The 20,960-nt window shown below is 39.9% G+C and carries 18 protein-coding genes; 4 read left to right on the top strand and 14 right to left on the bottom strand.

Annotation, left to right across the window (positions count from 1 at the left end):
• Positions 1–9: 9 nt before the first annotated feature.
• The 9 genes from bamA to rpsB form a co-directional block, all read right to left on the bottom strand.
• Positions 10–2,481 (bottom strand): outer membrane protein assembly factor BamA, encoded by a 2,472-nt coding sequence (bamA, locus tag GQR56_RS02430; RefSeq protein ID WP_166109025.1) that lies wholly within the window; start codon positions 2,479–2,481, stop codon positions 10–12.
• A gap of 98 nt (positions 2,482–2,579) precedes the next feature.
• Positions 2,580–3,932: a sigma E protease regulator RseP gene (gene rseP / locus GQR56_RS02425; protein ID WP_024612401.1), complete on the bottom strand. Its 1,353-nt coding sequence runs from the start codon at positions 3,930–3,932 to the stop codon at positions 2,580–2,582.
• Position 3,933: 1 nt separating this feature from the next.
• Complete coding sequence (gene ispC / locus GQR56_RS02420) at positions 3,934–5,139, bottom strand: 1-deoxy-D-xylulose-5-phosphate reductoisomerase (RefSeq protein ID WP_166109024.1); 1,206 nt, start codon at positions 5,137–5,139, stop codon at positions 3,934–3,936.
• Positions 5,136–6,002, bottom strand: coding sequence for a phosphatidate cytidylyltransferase (locus GQR56_RS02415; RefSeq protein WP_024612402.1), 867 nt, complete (start codon positions 6,000–6,002; stop codon positions 5,136–5,138). Before GQR56_RS02415 ends, ispC begins: the two co-directional genes overlap by 4 nt.
• 20 nt (positions 6,003–6,022) lie before the next feature.
• Positions 6,023–6,802 carry an isoprenyl transferase gene (locus tag GQR56_RS02410; RefSeq protein WP_024612403.1) on the bottom strand — a complete coding sequence of 260 codons (780 nt, stop codon included), beginning with the start codon at positions 6,800–6,802 and terminating at the stop codon, positions 6,023–6,025.
• Positions 6,803–6,860: 58 nt separating this feature from the next.
• On the bottom strand, positions 6,861–7,418 hold the full coding sequence (gene frr / locus GQR56_RS02405) for a ribosome recycling factor (RefSeq protein WP_024612404.1): 558 nt from the start codon (positions 7,416–7,418) through the stop codon (positions 6,861–6,863).
• Between the two features lie 14 nt (positions 7,419–7,432).
• Positions 7,433–8,182: a UMP kinase gene (gene pyrH / locus GQR56_RS02400; RefSeq protein WP_008168615.1), complete on the bottom strand. Its 750-nt coding sequence runs from the start codon at positions 8,180–8,182 to the stop codon at positions 7,433–7,435.
• Between the two features lie 157 nt (positions 8,183–8,339).
• Complete coding sequence (gene tsf / locus GQR56_RS02395; protein ID WP_166109023.1) at positions 8,340–9,191, bottom strand: translation elongation factor Ts; 852 nt, start codon at positions 9,189–9,191, stop codon at positions 8,340–8,342.
• 104 nt (positions 9,192–9,295) lie between these two features.
• Complete coding sequence (gene rpsB / locus GQR56_RS02390; protein ID WP_024612406.1) at positions 9,296–10,024, bottom strand: 30S ribosomal protein S2; 729 nt, start codon at positions 10,022–10,024, stop codon at positions 9,296–9,298.
• A 219-nt stretch (positions 10,025–10,243) separates the two neighbouring features.
• Between rpsB and map the strand changes: the two genes are divergently transcribed.
• The 4 genes from map to GQR56_RS02370 all read left to right on the top strand — a co-directional run bounded on the left by map (position 10,244) and on the right by GQR56_RS02370 (position 15,597).
• A complete protein-coding gene (gene map / locus GQR56_RS02385; protein ID WP_346775736.1) occupies positions 10,244–11,080 on the top strand; it encodes a type I methionyl aminopeptidase in 837 nt (278 codons plus the stop codon).
• Positions 11,081–11,161: 81 nt separating this feature from the next.
• A complete protein-coding gene (gene glnD / locus GQR56_RS02380; protein WP_166109021.1) occupies positions 11,162–13,780 on the top strand; it encodes a [protein-PII] uridylyltransferase in 2,619 nt (872 codons plus the stop codon).
• A 9-nt stretch (positions 13,781–13,789) separates the two neighbouring features.
• Positions 13,790–14,617 carry a 2,3,4,5-tetrahydropyridine-2,6-dicarboxylate N-succinyltransferase gene (gene dapD / locus GQR56_RS02375; protein ID WP_002958324.1) on the top strand — a complete coding sequence of 276 codons (828 nt, stop codon included), beginning with the start codon at positions 13,790–13,792 and terminating at the stop codon, positions 14,615–14,617.
• A 356-nt stretch (positions 14,618–14,973) separates the two neighbouring features.
• Entirely contained in the window at positions 14,974–15,597 is a 624-nt protein-coding gene (locus GQR56_RS02370) for a DUF2192 domain-containing protein (RefSeq protein WP_166109020.1), read from the top strand.
• A gap of 125 nt (positions 15,598–15,722) precedes the next feature.
• Here the strand turns inward: GQR56_RS02370 and GQR56_RS02365 are convergent, their stop codons facing one another.
• The 5 genes from GQR56_RS02365 to GQR56_RS02345 all read right to left on the bottom strand — a co-directional run bounded on the left by GQR56_RS02365 (position 15,723) and on the right by GQR56_RS02345 (position 20,956).
• Positions 15,723–16,067, bottom strand: a complete 345-nt coding sequence (locus GQR56_RS02365; RefSeq protein ID WP_166109019.1) for a 4a-hydroxytetrahydrobiopterin dehydratase — start codon at positions 16,065–16,067, stop codon at positions 15,723–15,725.
• Positions 16,068–16,103: 36 nt separating this feature from the next.
• Complete coding sequence (phhA, locus tag GQR56_RS02360) at positions 16,104–16,901, bottom strand: phenylalanine 4-monooxygenase (RefSeq protein ID WP_166109018.1); 798 nt, start codon at positions 16,899–16,901, stop codon at positions 16,104–16,106.
• A 237-nt stretch (positions 16,902–17,138) separates the two neighbouring features.
• The gene (gene megL / locus GQR56_RS02355; protein WP_166109017.1) at positions 17,139–18,320 is read right to left on the bottom strand and encodes a methionine gamma-lyase; all 1,182 of its coding nucleotides are present in this window, start codon (positions 18,318–18,320) and stop codon (positions 17,139–17,141) included.
• 195 nt (positions 18,321–18,515) lie between these two features.
• Positions 18,516–19,541: a TIGR01620 family protein gene (locus tag GQR56_RS02350; protein ID WP_166109016.1), complete on the bottom strand. Its 1,026-nt coding sequence runs from the start codon at positions 19,539–19,541 to the stop codon at positions 18,516–18,518.
• Entirely contained in the window at positions 19,538–20,956 is a 1,419-nt protein-coding gene (locus GQR56_RS02345; RefSeq protein WP_166109015.1) for a YcjX family protein, read from the bottom strand. The genes GQR56_RS02350 and GQR56_RS02345 overlap by 4 nt, the downstream gene beginning before the upstream one ends.
• Positions 20,957–20,960 lie beyond the last annotated feature (4 nt).

The following is a 20,960-nucleotide window of genomic DNA, read 5'->3' as shown; positions in this document are numbered from 1 at the left end:
AAAACTCCTTTAGAAAGTGTTACTAATATTAAAGCTGATGGTTTTCGTATCGTCATCTTCTTGTTTTTGCAATGGATAAGCAAAACTAATCAGCATAGGACCCATTGGAGAGATCCATTGTAATGATAAACCGGTCGACACCCTAAAACGTGTTGGATCTGAGTAATCGTCTAATTTAGCACGCTCATCAACGCCTAAGTTTTGAAAACGGTCTACGCTAAATTCTGTATCCCATACGTTTGCAGCATCAACAAAGAAGCTCGTACGTACAGAACTTGTATTTTCTTCATCTAAGAACGGTGTAGGAACAATTAGCTCCATACCTGCAACCGCTTTAGCATTACCACCAATACGACCTTGAGGTATTAATACATCAAACTCAGACGCACCACCTATACTACCTGTAGTTGAACCATCTGCATTAGGTGTACCAGGAATAGACGAAGGTATACGCGATATTGCTTGCGGTAATATTGTATTACGGTCAAAGCCACGTAATTCCATTTCAGTAATTCGGAAGAACTCTTGGAATGGTAATGTTTGTTCATAACCATTTGTTGAGCCATAGCCATTACCATAACCAAGCGCAGCACGCGTTGAGAATACCCAACGATGATCATTCGAAATTGGCCAGTAGAAGCGCGAATCATAATTCAGTTTAAAGTACTTAAGGTCTGAATTAGGCGTTGTTGCTGTTAAGTTTAAAGTTTGACGCGAACCTGCAGTTGGGAATAAACCTCGGTTAACAGTAACACGCGACCAACCTACACTTAACTCATATTTAGTAAAGTCAAAACCAGCATCTGGATTTTCAGGGTCTAAGAAGGTTTCTCGAAGTACTCGTGTTTGCTCGTACTCTGCAATATCAGAAAGTTCTTCTTGTATCCAACGCACCCCAAAGTTAACACGATTAATCGCATCAATTGGGAAACCTATGTTTGTACCAATACCATAACTTTTCGATTTATAATCAACAAGGCTAAACGCACTAGCATCGTAATTACTATAAAATATGCTACTACCTTGCGATACACCGTCTGGTGTAAAGTACGGGTCAGTGTATGACAAACTTACACGTTCAGAACCCTTTGAAGTATTAATATTAAAGCCAATTTGGTTACCAGTACCTAAAAAGTTAGATTCTGTTACACCAATATTGAATTGTAAACCTTGGTATGAGCCATATGCTAAGCCCGCGTTAAAGCTACCAGCTGATTGCTCTTTTACTGTAAAATCAACATCAACTTGGTCATCAACACCTGGTACAGGAATAACGTTAAAATCAACTTTTTCCATGTACGCTAAACGCTGAATTTGAAGTTTTGAACGCTCAAGGTTTTGATTAGATAACCATGCACCTTCAAGCTGAGTCATTTCACGACGCAACACTTCATCAGACGTATTTTGGTTACCACCAACAATAATACGGCGTACATAAACGCGTTTACCTGGATTAACCGACAACGTTAATTGTACTTCTTGATTCTCGTCGTCAATTTCAGGAATGGTACGTACTTCAGCATTAGCATAACCAAAACGTGCTAAGTAACTCTTAATAAACTCTTCAGAGGAAGTAACCACTGAGCCGTTATAAAGCTCACCTGCTCTAAGTGGAATAACACTCTTAATTAAATCTTCACGACCAAGTAAGTCACCAATAAAGTCAAAACCTTTAACTTTATATTTAACGCCTTCAGTTAAGTTAGCTGTAACATAAACAGACTCACGCTCAGGGCTTACTGATACTTGTGTAGAATCGATATTAAAACGTAAATAACCACGGTCTAAATAAAAGCTGCGGATTTTTTCTAAATCGCCTTCAATGGTTTGCTTTTGGTAGCGGTCGCTACCCATAAACTGCCACCAAGGTAAATCTTGCTGTGACTCAGCCAGTTTTAGCAAATCTTCATTAGAAAAAAGCTCATTACCTACCAAGTTAATTTGGCGGATAGATGCAGCATCACCTTCATCAAACTCTAATTTAAGTTTAACGCGGTTACGTGGTAATTTTGTAATGCTAATTTCAACTTTAGCATTGTATTTACCAATACTGTGAAAGAACTCAATTAACCCTTTTTCGATATTATCGATAACGGTTTTATCAAGCGGTTCACCTTGGCGAATATCTTGTTGCTCAAGTGATTCATTAAGCTGCTCGTCTTTAATGTCTTTATTGCCTTCAAACTCAATAAAGCTAATTGTTGGACGTTCAGTTACTTTAAAAACAACGTTATTGCCATCGCGAAGCGCTTTGATATTGTCAAAGTGACCTGAGCGGTAGAGTGATTTTATTGTTTTTGAAATCGTATAATCATCAACATTGTCGCCCACATTGATCGGAATATGCGTTAACGCAGCACCAAGTGCTACACGCTGTAAGCCTTCAACTTTAAGATCTTCAACAATAAAGGAGTTCTGGCCTAGGGCTGCAAAACTTGCACCCAATAAACTTGTTACTGCCAAATGTTTTTTTATAGCCATTTTATTATCTTTATCCTATACAACTGTATTACCGCTTAACATCCAAAATTAGAGATGCTTTACAATCGTGTTCTAATTAGTAATTTGTCACGCTGCAACTACAAACGCGATACATCATTGAACAAAGCGAAACATGTTAGAAAAATGAGTAACAAGGCACCCACTTTAAAACCAAACTCTTGTGTCTTTTCAGAGACTGGCTTTTTACGAAAAAGTTCAATTATGTAATACATTAAGTGTCCACCATCAAGCACTGGCAAAGGTAATAAATTAAATACACCTAAGTTAACACTGATTAGCGCTAAGAAGCTTAAAAAGGCGACTAAGCCATAGCTTACGCTAGTTCCAGCGCCGACTGCAATGCCCACCGGACCACTTAAATTTTTAACCGAAACCTGACCTGTAATTAAATTCCCTATCATGTCAAAACTAAGAGCAATTAATCGCCAAGTTTCTTTAGTGCCACGCACAATACTATCCAACGGACCGTAATGCCTAGTCTCAACAAAGCCTTCTGGCCACTGCTCTACAACGGGAGCAACGCCTAAAAAGCCACGCTCAGTACCGTCATCTGCTAATTGCCCTTTTGGGGTCACGGTAATGGTTTTTATAGTATCTTGTCTTTTTACACTAAATTGTAAAGATTTGTTAGCCGACGTGGTAATAAGATTAACTAATTGCTGCCAACTGCTTATTGTTTCGCCATTTACAGACAAAATAGTATCGTTAACCTGTAAATTTGCTTGTTCTGCTGCTGAATCTTTAGTCACTGCCGCAATAGTTAATGTTGCTTGAGGTCTAAATGGAACGATACCTAATGAGCTTAATGGGGGTACATCTTGTTGATCAAGCTTCCAGCCATCTAAATTAAGTATTTTAACGCGTGGTTGCAGGTTTTCATCACGAACAATAACCTCTACGCTTTCCTCGCCTAAGCTCGACATTAATGCAAATGTAGCATCTTGCCATGTTGTAATTTCGTCATCGCCAATTTTAATAATATGCTGGCTTGGCATTATACCCGCCTGCTCTGCTCGGCTTCCCTCTGTTACGCTTCCTACAACGGGTTTAACCGATTGCACACCCACCATATACATTACAGCAAGTGCAAAAATAGCGAATAAAAAGTTAGCCATAGGACCCGCAGCTACAATAGCAATTCGGGCCTGAACAGATTTTGCATTAAACGATAAATGGCGTTGATTTGCCGGTACTTCATCAACACGCTCATCAAGCATTTTTACATATCCGCCTAATGGAATAGCGGCAATTACATATTCGGTTTTATATTTGTCATGCCATTTTAAAAGTGGTTTACCAAAACCAATAGAAAAACGCAGTACTTTGACGCCCATTTTGCGTGCAACCCAAAAATGGCCGAATTCATGGACTGTAACTAAAATACCAAGCGCTAAAATAAATGAGCCTAGGTTCCAAAAAAAATCAAACATATTAATGCACCACTTTTTTAATAAATTGCGAAGCGCTTAAGCGAGCTAACCGGTCGCACTCTAAAATTTCGTCTAAGCTTTGTACATTGGTGTACGTAGCCGCTTCGAGAGTCTGTGCATTTATTTTATATATATCGGTAAAACCAATTTCACCTTTTAAAAATGCATTAACCGCTATCTCGTTTGCGGCATTCACCGTTGTTGTTGCTCCTTGCCCTGCACTACACGCTTCAATAGCGAGTTGCAAATTAGGGTAACGAGAAAAGTCAGGCTTGGTAAACGAAAAATTAGAAATATCAGAAAAATTTAGAGGCTTAACGCCTGCATTTATACGCTCAGGGTAAGCAAGTGCATGGGCAATAGGCGTGCGCATATCAGGATTTCCCATTTGCGCTAAAATAGAACCATCATGGTACTGCACCATTGAGTGGATAATACTTTGCGGATGGATAACCACATCAATATCGCTAGCATCGCAATTAAACAGCCATTTAGCTTCAATAAATTCCAAGCCCTTATTCATCATGGTTGCCGAATCGACAGATATTTTTTGCCCCATAGACCAATTAGGATGCGCAACAGCTTCACTAACTGTTACATCTTTGAGTGTATTTACATCACGCGTTAAAAATGGACCGCCAGAACCTGTAAGTAAAATTTTACTTACTCCGTGGTTTTGTAGCTTTTGATCGCCGTTACCATTTTGTAATGAACTAGGTAGGCATTGAAAAATAGCATTATGTTCGCTATCAATTGGCAGTAGTGTTGCCTTGTGTTGTTTAACTTTATCAATAAACAACTGACCCGACATAACCAGGGATTCTTTATTAGCAAGCAGTACTTTTTTACCGGCTTCTACTGCACTCAATGTAGGCAGTAAGCCCGCAGCACCAACAATTGCTGACATAACAATATCAACATCTGGATGAGCACATAAGTCGCTCATTGCTTGTTCACCGTGCATAACCAGTGTTTGGCACTGAGTATTAGCTAAATGACTAGATAACTGCTCAGCAGCTTGCTGCGTTGCCATAATCGCATAAAGCGGTTCATGCTCAATGCACAACTCAGCCATTTTTTTTGCATTCAGCCCTGCGACCAACACAAAAACATCAAATAATTCTTTGTTTCGTGATACAACATCAAGCGTACTTAAACCTATCGATCCTGTAGCACCTAAAATAACCAATAATTGCTTTTGGCTCATAAACTCAGAGTCCACGCGTAACACATAACAAACATAGGTGCCGCCGCCGTTAGGCTATCAATTCTATCTAAAATACCGCCATGACCAGGTAAGCAGCTGCCGCTATCTTTTAAGCCAGCTTCGCGCTTAAACATACTTTCTAACAAGTCACCAACCGCAGAAAACAACGCGATAAATGCAGTCATAATTGCATAAATTGGCCAAACATATAAATCTACTTCAGTGAAGTAACAAAACGCCAATACAAATATTATTGATGCGGCTACACCACCGGCTAATCCTTCAATTGTTTTGTTTGGACTCACTTTAGGCATTAACTTATGTTTACCAAAGCTTTTACCTGTAAAGTAAGCACCCACATCAGCGCTCCACACAATTCCTAAAACAACTAAAATAAGTACAGAACCAAAATGAGTAGACTCCATGTACTGAGCACTGCGTAATGTATTTAGTGCAAGCCATAGTGGTACAAGCGTAAGTAAACCGGCAATGCCACGCATTACCAAACCTTCATTCCACGCTTTTGCCATTGCTGGGTAACGCCATATTAAATAACTAGCAACAATCCACCAAGCAAACGCAAGTGTAAATAAATAATTCGCATCACCAACTAGCTTACCGTTTTGCCATAAAGCTTCAATTGGCCAGTGTAAATTAAGCAGCGCTAATAAAGCGGCAACTAAAAGTACAAACGATCCTCTTTTGAGCTTGTTACACAAACCCATGAATGCAGACCATTCCCATGCACCCAATAATACTATTGCACCAGCAAAATAACTAAATAACGTAAGCGGTGTATAAAAAACCAAAGCTAATGCTAATGGAGCTAGCACTAGTGAGGTTAAAATTCGTTGTTTTAACAAAATTGTGACCCTTATTCTATTTAGGTTTGAGCGAGTAATTGTTTTATTTGTTCGCCCGTACAACCAAAACGTCGCTCTCTGGCAACGTAACACGCAATAGCCTCAGCAAATGCTGCTTCATTAAAGTCAGGCCAAAGTGTTTCGGTAAAGTAAAGTTCAGCGTAAGCCGTTTGCCATAGTAAAAAGTTACTAATACGAACATCGCCACCTGTGCGAATAAGTAAATCAGGTTCAGCCTGATCTGCCATGCTTATATGTTGTGCTAAACGCTCTTCGGTAATATCTTCTGCGTTAAGTAAACCTTGTGCTACTTGCAACGCTAATTGCTTTGCAGCATTGGCAATATCCCAACGTCCACCATAATTGGCTGCAACATTTAAACGCAACCCGGTGTTATTTTCAGTCAGTTCTTGTGCAGCATATACTTTGCTACGTAAACTTTCAGAAAATCGTGATAAGTCTCCAATAATGGTCAGTTTTACATTGTTTTTGTGAAGCTTTTTTACTTCTTTTGTTAAAACAAACAAAAAAAGCTCCATTAAAGTATTTACTTCGTCTTCAGGGCGGCGCCAGTTTTCACTACTAAAAGCAAATAAGGTTAAAGATTGTATTCCTAACTTAGTACAAAACTGAACAGATTGACGCACAGCGTCCACGCCTTTTTTATGCCCATATACACGAGGTCTTTTTCTAGCTTGTGCCCAACGTCCATTACCATCCATGATGATAGCAACATGTTTGGGTAAACATTGCTGTGAAATTGTATCAGCGTCTAGAGCCATAAATATCGAGTATTCCATAAAAAAACGCCGCCTAGTATACCCCAGACGGCGTTTCAAAACTAATAATTTTAGTTGCTTAGATTTCCATCAATTCAGTTTCTTTCGCTGCTAAATGAGTATCCATATCTTTGATAAATTTATCTGTAAGCTTTTGAATTGCATCTTCTGCTTGACGCGCTTCATCTTCAGAAATTTCTTTATCTTTTAGTAACGCTTTAAAATCACCGTTTGCATCACGACGAATATTACGAACAGCAACACGACCGCCCTCAACTTCAGCGCGTACAATTTTAATTAAATCTTTACGACGTTCCTCTGTAAGTGGAGGAAGTGGTACACGAATAACAGTACCTGCCGACATAGGGTTTAAACCTAAATCAGACGCCATAATTGCTTTTTCAACAGCTTGCGCTAATGACTTATCGAAAACACCAATAGCAAGTGTACGAGAGTCTTCAATCGTTACGTTTGCAACTTGGTTTAAAGGTGTTGGCGCGCCGTAGTAAGACACCATAATACCGTCTAATATCGCTGGGTGAGCACGACCAGTACGAATTTTAGATAGTTGGCTGCCTAGTGCTGTTACACTCTTTTGCATGCGCTCTTGCGCATCTTTTTGAATATCGTTAATCACGGTTCAATCCTAATCTATTTGATTATTTCATCTGAGGCTTGTGAAGAAATAAGGGTTCCTTCTTCTTCACCCATAATAACACGCTTAAGCGCGCCTGATTTATTCATGTTAAATACGCTTAGTGGCATTTTATGATCGCGTGCCAAAGTAAACGCAGCTAAATCCATAACTTTTAATTCTTTATCAATAACTTCATTGTAGCTTAAGTGGGTATAAAGCGTTGCATCTGGATTTTTAACAGGGTCATCACTGTAAACACCATCAACTTTAGTTGCTTTGATTACGGTATCGGCTTCAATTTCAATACCGCGTAAACACGCAGCAGAATCGGTAGTGAAGAACGGATTACCCGTGCCCGCTGCAAAAATAACAACGCGACCTGTTTTTAACAAGCTAATTGCTTCAGCCCAATTGTATGCATCACATACACCATTTAATGGGATAGCCGACATTAAACGACAATTTACAAATGCACGGTGTAATGCATCACGCATTGCTAAACCATTCATAACGGTTGCAAGCATGCCCATATGATCGCCAACTACGCGATTCATACCCGCTTCGGCAAGAGAGCCGCCGCGTAAAAAGTTACCACCACCGATCACTAAACCCACTTCTACGTCGAGTTCTACCAGCTCCTTGATCTCTTGAGCCATACGATCTAAAACTTTTGGATCGATGCCAAAGCCTGCGTCTCCCATTAAAGCTTCACCGCTTAATTTGAGAAGAACACGTCTAAAAATAGGTTTGCGATTGATAATCATAGTATTGGGGCCAACTTTTATTGAATTATGGATAAAAAATAACCGCGCTTATGTTAAACATAAAAGCGCGGTTATTTTAAAGAATTTCTAGCTGCGAAGCAAAACCAAATAGTACTTTAATTGCATCTAATTTCCTTTTGCTTCACAAATAGTAATCTTACTTAGCTTTAGCAGCAGCAATTTGAGCAGCAACTTCAGCAGCAAAATCTTCTTCTTTCTTCTCGATACCTTCACCAACTTCTACACGTACGAAGCTAGTAACTGTTGCGTTTTTCTCTTTAAGAATATCGCCAACAGTTTTCTTAGGTTCCATGATGAAAGCTTGACCAGTAAGAGAAACCTCACCAGTGAATTTTTTCATACGGCCAACAACCATCTTCTCAGCGATTTCAGCAGGCTTGCCTTCATTCATCGCGATTTCGATTTGTACTTGTTTTTCTTTTTCAACAACATCAGCTGGAACATCTGAAGGTGTTAAGTATTCAGGGCTAGATGCAGCAACGTGCATTGCAACGTGCTTAAGTGTTTCTTCATCAGCAACACCCGCAACAACAACACCGATACGATCGCCATGACGGTACTCAACTAGGTTTTCACCTGTTACGTACTGTAAACGACGTACATTGATGTTTTCGCCAATTTTAGTAACTAGCTCAACACGGTCTTCTTCAAACTTAGCTTGTAAGTCTTCGATAGAGATTGTGTCAGCAATTGCAGCGTCAGCAACTTTATTAGCAAATGCTAAGAAGCTTACGTCTTTTGCAACGAAATCTGTTTGACAGTTAACTTCTACTAGTACTGCAACACCAGCGTTTTGCTTGATGATGATAGTACCTTCAGCAGCAATGTTACCTGCTTTTTTAGCAGCTTTAGCAGCGCCACTTTTACGCATGTTTTCAATCGCTAACTCGATGTCGCCATCAGTCTCAGTTAACGCTTTTTTACAATCCATCATGCCAGCGCCTGTGCGCTCGCGTAATTCTTTAACTAGGGCAGTAGTTACAGCCATTAGTAAATCCTCAAATCTGAATTCTGGTTTAGATAAGCGGGTTACCCGCTCTACAAGAATAGCAAGTCTTCACCTTAAAAAGATGAAGACTTGATGACAGCTAATTACTCAGCTTCTACGAAGTCGTCTTTCTCAGCTTGAGCAACGATGTTATTCTCGCGGCCTTCAGTGATAGCAGTGGCAACAGCACTTGTGTAAAGGCTTACTGCACGGATAGCATCATCATTACCAGGAACGATGAAATCAACGCCGTCTGGATTAGAGTTAGTATCAACGATTGCAACAACTGGAATACCTAGGTTGTTAGCTTCACGGATAGCAATGTGCTCGTGGTCTGCATCGATAACGAAAAGCGCGTCTGGAAGACCGCCCATGTTTTTGATACCACCAAGGCTTTTTTCAAGCTTTTCCATTTCGCGGTTAAGCATTAACGTTTCTTTCTTAGTTAATTTCTCGAAAGTACCGTCTTGGCTTTGTGCTTCAAGGTCTTTAAGACGCTTGATTGATTGACGAACTGTTTTCCAGTTAGTCAACATGCCACCTAACCAACGGTGGTTAACGTAAAACTGATCGCTAGCGATAGCTGATTCTTTTACTGCTTCGCTTGCTGCGCGCTTAGTACCAACGAAAAGAACTTTACCTTTGTTTGAAGCAGCACCAGTTAAAAACTTAAGTGCGTTATTGAACATTGGTACTGTTTGCTCAAGGTTGATGATATGTACACGGTTACGTGTGCCGAAGATGAAAGGTTTCATCTTAGGGTTCCAGTAACGAGCTTGGTGACCAAAGTGAACACCAGCTTGAAGCATATCGCGCATTGAAACGTTTGCCATTTTATAGATCCTCTATAGTTGTTAGGGTTAGGCCTCCACATATCCCATAGCACCAACACCGAAGTATTTAAACTTCAAATGCACCCAAGTGTATGTGACGATACGTGTGTGTGTTAAAATCAAATTGTGTTTGCCTTAAATACAAAAAATCATTTAAGAATTTATTTGTAAAAAGACGGCGCGCTTTATACCATATTAAAATTAAATACTCAACATCGCGTGCAAAAATTATGCAGCGATAAATATTCAAAACTCAACTTTGGAGCCTCAATGAGCGCTATTATCAAGACCCCTGAAGAAATAGAGAAAATGCGTGTAGCTGGGCGCTTAGCGGCAGATCTACTTGAAATGATCGGCCCACATGTAGTGCCTGGTGTTACCACCGATGAGCTAAATACAATTTGTCATGATTTTATTATTAATGTGCAAGAAGCAGTCCCTGCTCCATTAAATTATCATGGTTTTCCAAAATCGATTTGCACCTCGGTAAACCATGTTATTTGTCATGGTATTCCGAACGACAAACCGTTAAAAGAAGGTGACAGCGTTAATATTGATGTAACCGTAATTAAAGATGGTTACCACGGCGATACATCAAAAATGTTCCATGTTGGCACACCAAACATTCAAGGCAAACGTCTTGCTGAAGTAACACAAGAAAGCTTATACCTTGCCATTAAAATGGTAAAACCAGGTGTACGCTTAGGTGATATTGGCGAAGCTATTCAAAAATATGTTGAAGGTTTTAACTACTCAATCGTACGTGAATACTGTGGTCATGGTATTGGCGCTGGCTTTCATGAAGAGCCACAAGTAATGCATTACGGTAGAGCAGGCACTGGCGAAGCATTAAAAGCAGGTATGTGTTTAACTATTGAGCCTATGGTTAATGCGGGTAAACGCCAATGTAAACTACTTAAAGATGACTGGACTGTGGTAACACGTGACCGTAGTTTGTCTGCACAGTGGGAACATACATTATTAGTGACTGAAAATGGTGTTGAAATTTTAACGCTACGATCAGATGATACAATCGACAGGATCATAGAACACTAATAATAAGGGCATGTGACTTTTTAGATTTAACGAATTGTAACGCTAAAAAGTTAACACGCCCAATAACAGGAGCTCGCCCAGGTGGCATTACCCAACAAAGTAAAAAAGTTGCTTAGCGATGCTGAACAACTGAGTGATTATCGCGATTGTTCTAGCTATTTTTATAAATGGTTACATAACGAATTTTCTAAACAACCGGTTGGGAATTTAATTAATGCCCGGGCTGAGTTTATTGACCGCCTACTTATCAAACTGTTTCATGTTTACGATTTAGCTCATGAATCTGACTTAGCATTAATTGCAGTAGGCGGGTATGGGCGCGGAGAACTGCACCCCTACTCCGACATCGACTTTTTGTTGCTTGTTACACAGCAACCAAGCGAAGATGTATGTGAAAAAATAGGTCAGTTTGTCACTATGTTATGGGATCTCAATTTAGAGATAGGTCATAGCGTACATACAATCGATCAAGCAATTGAAAAAAAACGTGACGATGTCACCTTTGCCACCAGCTTACTCGAAAGTCGCCTTATTTTTGGTAATCACATTGAGTTTGAAAAACTCAAAATGCATATTATCGAAACACCAGTATGGCGCTCTGGTGAATTTTTTACTGCTAAAGTTCAAGAGCAAAACTTACGTCACAGAAAGTGCCACGGCACCGCGTATAATCTTGAGCCAAACATTAAAGAAAACCCAGGTGGTCTGCGCGACTTGCAAACCATTATTTGGGTAGCAAAAAAGCACTTTAGAACAGAAACCCTGCAAGAGTTAATAAGCCACGGCTACTTAACTCACGAAGAGTTTCAAGAGCTCTCAGAGTGTCTAGAAAACCTATGGAACATTCGCTTTGCACTGCATTTAGCCGCAGGCCGAGCCGAAAACCGCTTATTGTTTGATCATCAACCCCAAGCTGCTGAAATTTTAGGTTTTGGTAGCGACGGCAAAGCGTCTGTTGAACGTATGATGAAACGCTTATTTAGAATAATGAGCCGCGTACGAGAACTAAACCAAATGCTACTTTCATACTTTGAACAAAGTATAATGCCTGAAAGTAGTGAAAATATGGTGATAGAACTCGACAGAAACTTTGAACAAGTTGGTCATCAAATAAGAGTTAAAGATCCGTCAGTATTTTTTAGACGTGACCAACTCTTTGTATTATTTGAGCACATAGCCGACAACCCAGCAATAACGCATATTTACCCAAGTACTATTCGAACTATTCGCCAAGTACGCCGTCGTTTATTGGGCGATTTACAAGATTACGCAGCGTGTCGTGAAGCTTTTTTACGTCTTGTTAAACACCCTAACGGCATGGGTCGCGCATTTACGTTAATGCATAAACACGGCATGCTTGCTGCCTATTTGCCGCAATGGCGAAATATATTTGGGCAAATGCAATTTGATTTATTTCATGCCTATACCGTTGATGAGCACACCCACAAGCTAATTAAAAATATATACCAATATTTTAATAAAACAGGTATCAGCGAATTTCCTATTTGTAGTGAAATTGTCACTCGAATGGATAAACCTGAGCTGCTTTATTTAGCCGGTATTTTTCATGATATAGCCAAAGGGCGTGGCGGCGATCACTCCGAGCTCGGCGCGGTCGATGCTATAGCTTTTGCTAAATTACATGGTTTTTCATCGGCTGATGCTAAGCTAGTTGCATGGCTTGTAAGTAACCATTTACTTATGTCGGTTACTGCGCAGCGTAAAGACATTAACGACCCTGCTGTAATAAAAGACTTTGCAACACGCATAAAAACAGAGCGCCAACTCGACTACCTATATTGTTTAACCGTTGCCGATATACGTGCAACAAACGACAACCTATGGAACGATTGGAAAAACACCCTACTGCGTGAGCTTTACTTGCATACGCAACGCGCATTGCGATTAGGGCTCGAAAACCCGATGGATCAACGCGACCAAATTCGTGATAAAAAACACCAAGCAAAACAGCGTCTTATTAACTTAGGTTATGCTGAGGAAAAAATTGATTTAATTTGGAGTCGTTTTAAAGCAAATTACTACACCGCTTTTAGCGAACAACAAATATCGTGGCAAAGTGAGCATTTATTAAATAGCCCCGACTTAAGCCAGCCCAGTGTTGTTGTATCAAATAGAGCAATGCACGGCGGTACACAAGTGTTTGTATACAGCCCATATTCTAGCGTATTGTTTGCGCGTTTGGTGAGTGTAATTGGCTCTAAAAAAGCGCAAATACAGCATGCGCAGGTGCTTACCACCAAAGATGGCTACGTACTATTTAGCTTTGTAATACTGGAAGTTAATGGCGAGCCTATTGCAAGTGGGCGTGCGCAATCGATTAAACGCGGATTAGAGCAAGCGCTTAGCGACCCTCGTAGAAAAATACGCTTTAAAAAGAACCGCTCACAGCGCTTTAAAGACTTTAATATTAAACCTAAAATTATACTGCGACCACATGCACGTAAAGACCGCAGCTTAATAGAAATTCAAGCCGTCGATATACAAGGTTTATTGACCAAAATAGCCGAAGTTTTCCAAGCGCATTTACTACACATTCACGCTGCCCGTATTACCACGGTAGGTGAACGTGCTGAGGATTTCTTTGTTGTATCAAATAACGAATACCAAGCACTGACTGATGAAGAGCAAGCAAAGATTCATCAGGCATTACGTAAAAAATTCAACGCCGAAACAGAATAGAGGACACACATGTCAGATTTAAAAACGATGATCGAAAACGCATGGGACAACCGCGATAGCATTAGCCCAAGCACAGTATCAAGCGACGTAAAACAAGCTATTATCGACGCACTAGATTTACTTGATAGCGGCGCAGCACGCGTTGCTGAAAAAATATCAGGTGAATGGGTTGTACATCAATGGCTTAAAAAAGCAGTATTACTGTCGTTTCGTATTCGCGACAACCAACCAATGAACGACGGCGTAAACCAGTTTTACGACAAAGTACCACTTAAATTTAGCGACTACACGCCAGAGCAGTTTCAGCAAGGCGGTATGCGCGTAGTGCCAAACGCAGTAGCGCGTAAAGGCAGCTTTGTAGGTAAAAACGTAGTACTTATGCCATCGTACGTAAACATTGGCGCATACGTTGACGATGGCACCATGGTTGATACATGGGCGACTGTTGGCTCGTGTGCACAAATTGGTAAGAATGTACATTTATCAGGTGGCGTAGGCATAGGCGGCGTTTTAGAGCCTCTACAAGCTAACCCAACCATCATTGAAGACAACTGCTTTATTGGCGCACGTTCTGAAATTGTGGAAGGCGTAATTGTTGAAGAAGGCGCGGTAATTTCAATGGGCGTTTACATCAGCCAAAGCACCCGTATTTATGACCGCGAAACAGGCGAAATTCATTACGGTCGTGTACCAGCAGGCGCAGTAGTTGTACCAGGCGCACTACCTTCAAAAGATGGCACTCACAGCCTTTACGCTGCAATCATCGTGAAGAAAGTAGATAAGCAAACACGTGAAAAAGTAGGCATTAACGCCCTACTACGCTCAATTGATGAGTAATAGTCGGTTGGGTTGAGTGAAACGAAACCCAACGATACGTTGAAGTTAAGTGTTTTAGCTGAACTTTAATTGTATATAGAAAGCTCTAAGCCCTTTGGGTTTAGAGCTTTTATTAATTAAAAGGACTTATAATGTCTTCACTTTCAGACCTATCAAACTCAATAAAATCATCTATAACAGATAAAGTTACTCATCCTTTATTAGGTAGCTTCATTGTATCTTGGTTTTTTTTCAACTGGAAAGCTGTTTATTTCATATGCTTCTCAAATCTAGATGCTGCTTATAAAATAAAAAGTATTACCGAAAATTACTCTGATTAGCACCTAAATTTATTTTTACCACTCACCTCTAGCCTGGTGCTTGTATTTTTATTACCGCTTTTCACCGCTGCTTACACACGCTTCATAGCCTATACTAAAGAGTTTCAAATAAAGTCACTACCTGAGTTTTTCAAACCCCACAGTCTAAGTTTAGAAGATTCAAACTCATTAAGAGATTTCTACAAAACCGAATTTACCTCCTTAAACAAAGAACTTTCTAAAGCAAATAAAATTATCACAGACTACAGAACAAAAGATGAAAATATATTTAAAGAGTACAAAGACAAAATTAATAACGTGTTTGATTTATTTGCAGCTGTAAAGTTAGATGAAAACATTTTAAAAAACGAACTAGCAAACCCTGAAATAGATAAAATAAGATTCTTAGAGCAATTTCTAAGCTCCTCTGTGAATCATGAAAACCTCTATCCAGATTCAACATATATTTTAAAAAACAGTAAGACTTTATCTGCATGGGGATTTGAAAGCGATTTAATAGAAATTGAAGATGAAAATGAAAATGAAAATGAAGATAAGATCAATATGATAAAAATAACTAGAAAAGGGGTTGAAGAGCTTTCTAATTTGAAGTTTGAAGCATTTAAAAAACACTACGATCTAAATTCAGTCAATAGCTTTAATGGGCATGGCTTACATTAACTTATCAAGAAAAATTAAATCGTTGGGTTTCGTTTCACTCAACCCAACCTACGCTAGTGACATCCCAAAACCAAAAAAGCACTTATAAAATAAGTGCTTTCGTTGGTTTGCTCAATTAGGGTGGTTTACAGCGCGTTAAATACGTCGTCTGTTTTAGCTGCGCAAATAAAATCGTTTTTGTGTAGGCCTTTAATTGAATGGCTCCACCATGTAACGGTTACTTTGCCCCACTCGGTTAATAAACCAGGGTGATGACCTTCGTCCTCAGCCATGTCGCCGACTTTGTTAGTAAACGCGATAGCTTGTTTAAAGTTTTTAAATTTATAAACACGCTCAAGCTGCATAATGCCGTCGCGTACTTCTGGAACCCAGTCTGGGATTTTAGTAATTAATTGCGCTAACTCTTCGTCAGATACTTTTGGCGCATCTACGTGGCAGGCTTCGCATTTTTGTGTACTTAATGAAGTCATTCTAAATCCTTACTTTTAGCTTTTTAGCATTAATGTTTAACTGGCTAATTTTTCTTTTGGTGGAAATTTTGGGTCGTGCAAGCCAAGCTCTTTAGCTCGCTCAACTAAAGTCATAACATCCATTTGCGATATATCAAACAAGTCATGAATCGAATTTATGGTGTAGTACTGTGGTTGCATAATATCAATACGGTACGGAGTACGCAGTACATCAAGCACATTCATTGGGCTGATTTCTGGTGTATTTGAGTATACGTATTGAGTCTCTCCTGGGCTTGATAAAATACCGCCGCCGTAAATACGCAAGCCATCTTCGGTTTGCATTAAACCAAACTCAACTGTAAACCAGTAAACGCGTGCAAGGTATACACGGTCTTTCTTTTGCGCTGCGTAAGCTAACTGCCCGTATCTATGCGTAAACTCAGCAAAGTCTGGGTTACTTAACATTGCACAGTGACCAAATATTTCATGAAAAATATCTGGCTCTTGCAGGTAGTCAAATTCTTCACGGCTTCGAATAAACGTTGCAATAGGAAACTGCTTGTTAGCAAGTAATCTAAAAAACTCATCAAAGTCGATAAGCGCTGGAACAGGGGTTACTTGCCAACCGGTAGTCGCTAGCAACACTTCGTTCAACTCGCTTAATTGCGGAATGCGATCGTGTGGCAGATTAATTACTTTTAAACCTTCCATGTACTCGTTACACGCTTTGCCTTCTATACATTTAAGTTGACGTGCTACGAGTTCAGACCAAATTTTATTTTCTTCATCACTCCAATGTATAACCCCATTTTCGTCTGGTGTTTTGGAGGTGTATTTACTTGCTTTAGCCATAAGTACCTTCTTGGGGTTAACCTTAAATCGGTGTAAGTGTGATACTTAAAATCAATCAAATATCGAATGACCCCATACTATGCAAAAGTGAAGAGAAGTTTAATAGGTAGGCTAACATCTATAATTGGCACGATCACAACATTCGTAAATATAAATTTACACCAGTGACCACAATAAAATACAGACCTTTAAATAAAGGTCTGCAGAAGCAAAAACACTGTACACATTTAAATACAGCTATTGAATTTGAGTGAAAGCATGGTCTAAATCATCAATAATATCGTTAACATTTTCAAGCCCAACTGATAGACGGATCAAGCCATCACTTATTCCTGCTGCAGCTCGCTCTTCGGGAGTATAAGGTGAGTGAGTCATTGAAGCTGGATGCTGAATAAGAGTTTCAGCATCACCTAAACTTACTGCTAAAGTACAAAGTTTCATACTATCAATGAACTGCGCACCATCTTGCAATGTGCCTTTTATTTCAAATGCAATAACACCACCAGCGGCTTTCATTTGATTACCAATAAACTTATGACCAGGATGCGATTTAAGCCCTGGATAATATACGGTGCTCACTTGTGGGTGCGCTTCTAGATATTCGGCAATAATCTGTGCGCTTTGACAATGGCGCTCTATTCTTATAGCAAGGGTTTTTAAACCTCGGTTAATTAACCATGCGTCATGTGGGCTAATAGTTGCGCCAATATCTTTTAATACGGTCATTTTAATAAGCGTTATATGATCGGCCGATCCACATACAATACCCGCTACTACATCGCCATGCCCGTTCAAGTACTTAGTTGCACTGTGCACTATTATGTCAATGCCGTATTTTTTAGGCGATTGCAGTAAAGGCGTTAAAAAGGTGTTGTCGACCACGCTAATTAAGTTGTACTGTTTTGCTACACTGCCAATAAGTGCTAAATCGATTACCGCCATGGTGGGGTTAATGGGTGTTTCTACAAATATCATTTTTGAATTAGGTTTAATTGCTGCGCGTAATTCGGCCTCGTTAGTCATATCAACAAAAGTGACTTCGATTCCCCAGCGCGGCAACATATGCGAGAAAAACGCGAAGGTACATCCATATAAAGCACTTGAGGCAACAAAGTGATCTCCTTGCGATAAAAAGCTTAATACCGACGCAGACACTGCCCCCATTCCGGTTGCGGTTGCAGCTGCGGCTTCACACGTTTCTAGCTGAGCAACTTTTTGCTCAAGCTCGGTAGTTGTAGGGTTTCCTAAACGCGTATAAATATAGCCAGGCTCGTCGCCTGCAAAACGCGCAGCACCTTGTGCAGCATTTTCAAAATGAAAGGTAGAGGTTTGATACAAAGGAGAAGTGAGTGCGCCGTGCGGGTCGTTTGCTTTTTGTGGTCCGTGAATACACTGGGTATTTATATGATGCTTGCTCATTGTAGGCTCATTTTTTTGATTATTATGTTTTATCGATTTCATAATCAAAACGTATGGGCTTACAAACAGCAAGCATGCCGGATGCTCAGATGGCTATTTGTGAAAAGTTTATGCATATAGCTGTACACAAATATTGCCAAGTCATTGTGAGCTTTAATTTATTTAAAGTAGTTTTAAAACACTTATTAAAAATACTTACTCTGGCGTTGCTGGCTTTTTACGACTAATAATTTTACTCGCAATGCTTTGTACCGTCTCTTTTAATAAACTGCGCTTATTTTCAAGCCTTGGTAATGGTCGGCTAAGCTCCATTGCTTTATAGCCAATTCGCGCGGTAAAAATACCCGCACTTATACCTTGAGCCGCACGACCCGACAGTTTACCAAGTAATTCTGCACTGAGCGCTGTGGCGGCTAAATCCGACACTAACTCTGCACTGCCTACAAACATGACTTGCCTTATAAGCATACGGTATAGCTTTATACGGCTCGCATAACCAAAACCAATGCCATAAATTTTACCTATTTGCTCAATAAGTTTTGTACCGCGCCAAAGCACCGCCATCATATCGACCAGTGCAAGTGGACTAAGTGCCACCAGTAATGCAGACTCAGTTGCAAAGCGATTAATTAGCTTTTTAGCTTTAGTGTCTTGCGTTATTAATAAACTATTGGCGTATAGCGTCATTATTTCTTTGTCACTGTGATGCGTAGCTACTTGGCTTTTAAAGGTTTCAAAGTTATCAAGCTCTTGGTGTTTATTAAGCTTTTCTAACCAAGGTAATGCACCACCTACTTGCTCACTATTTAAAAGTCTATCAGCTTCAACTCTATGTAACTGATTACGCTTTAAACTGCGCAGCATTCGATACTCTCGCCATAACAAGCGCCCTATTAGTAATACACCGCTTACAACGGCGGTTAAATAAACACTCCCTAAAATAACGGATTGCTCAAAAGCGAACACTAACGAAAACGCAAATTCTAAAAGTACCAGTATCAAAAAACTAATAGCAAAAATACCCTTGAGGGTTTGCCATTTTGATTTTTTATAGACAGGTTCTAAGTCAATTTCTGGCTCAAGTGCTTCATCTTCAAGGTCTTCGTAATCACTTTGCCCGTGCTGAATAACTTTTGCACTTGATAAAACAGACTCATCTTGTTCAATACTTTGTGCGTTAATTCGACGCCCTGCTTGAAATTGTTGGTTTAACTCACTCATGTTAATTTGTCTCCTAGCAGGTACTGCATTACATGGTCTAATCGAATATGTTTTAGCTGTTTATCAGGATTTGCCATAGGGGAGAACGATAAAAACTCAAACCCCTGTGCAGGCCACTCACTTTTATTGAGCATTCTCGCTGGTGGCTGTGGCGGTAAATAAGTAAGCCATTCAAGTTCGTTTAAAGGCTTTCCGTAAATACAGTCAAGCGTTTGACCTTTGTCGGTAATTTGGCGCGATTGTGTCGCTGCGATTGACGACATAGCCATGGTTTCTATTTTTACACCATCAAACTTTAAATGATTACTTTGCTCATGCACGAGTGAATCGAGCAGTAACGCTAAGTCTTTATGGTGTTTAGCACTTATATGGTCTGATTTGTTAGCCGCAAATAATATTTTATCAATATTGGGTTTAAACAAGCGTTTAAAAAAGCCCGACTCTCCATAACTAAAATGAGCGAGTAACTGATTTATTACACTGCTTTGCTCTTGCAGGGTTTCATGCCCTTCGTTTAATGCGCTAAGTACATCTACAAGTACTATTTGGCGATCGAAGTGCTTAAAGTGCTCATTATAAAATGGTTTTACGACTTCTTTTATATAGGCATCAAAACGCTTTATTAAATGCGCTAAGTTTGAGCCCGATACAACGTCGTTATTTATATGATCCCCCGATACCGGAAAAAACAATAACAACGGTGCACCCTGTAAGTCACCAGGCATTAACATGCGACCAGGTTGTAACATGGCTAATTTGGTGTCTTTTTTAAGCCCTACCAGCATACTTTGATAAAGCTGTGCAATATGAGCAAGTGCACTTTCATCTACAGGTGCATTTAAATCGAGTTGCTCAACGGCAGCTAAAAAATCACTTGATGTATTTACACGCGACGCTTGTGTTAATAATGGATATTGTTGGGTGCACCACTGCTCGTAACTTTGCTCAAGCATAGGTAAATCAAGCAGCCACTCACCGGGGTAATCAATAATATCTAAATAAAGCGTTGATTGCGGTGAAAAGTGCCCGCGCAGTCCTGCGTTACTTCGATATTTAATTGCCAAGCGTAATGTATTAATTCGCTCAGTTGATGCAGGCCAACTCGGTTCGCCATCGCTTGGTAATAAAGCATTGAGTGCTCGAGGGTAATCAAACGTAGGCACTTTTAGCGCCTCTTGCGGCACTACTTTTGTGGCAATGTGGCGATGCTCACGCATCACATCAAAAAAAGGTAAGTTTTTATCATCAGCTTGGGTTGTTAGGTGCTTAACAAGCGCAGTAATAAACGCTGTTTTACCGCTACCACTTAAGCCTGTTACGGCCAGTTTTACATGTTGGTCTAAACTGCGATGAAGGGCTTTTTGTGCTTTGCCTTTAATGCTTTTAAAGGTCTTTTTTGCAAATGATTGGCTCATAAAG

Origin of the sequence: Pseudoalteromonas sp. Z9A5 (assembly GCF_011378875.1) — a bacterium.
Taxonomy (GTDB): Bacteria; Pseudomonadota; Gammaproteobacteria; order Enterobacterales; family Alteromonadaceae; genus Pseudoalteromonas.
The sequence above is the reverse complement of the archived record's forward strand: the minus strand, read 5'-3'. Positions and strand labels throughout refer to the sequence as shown.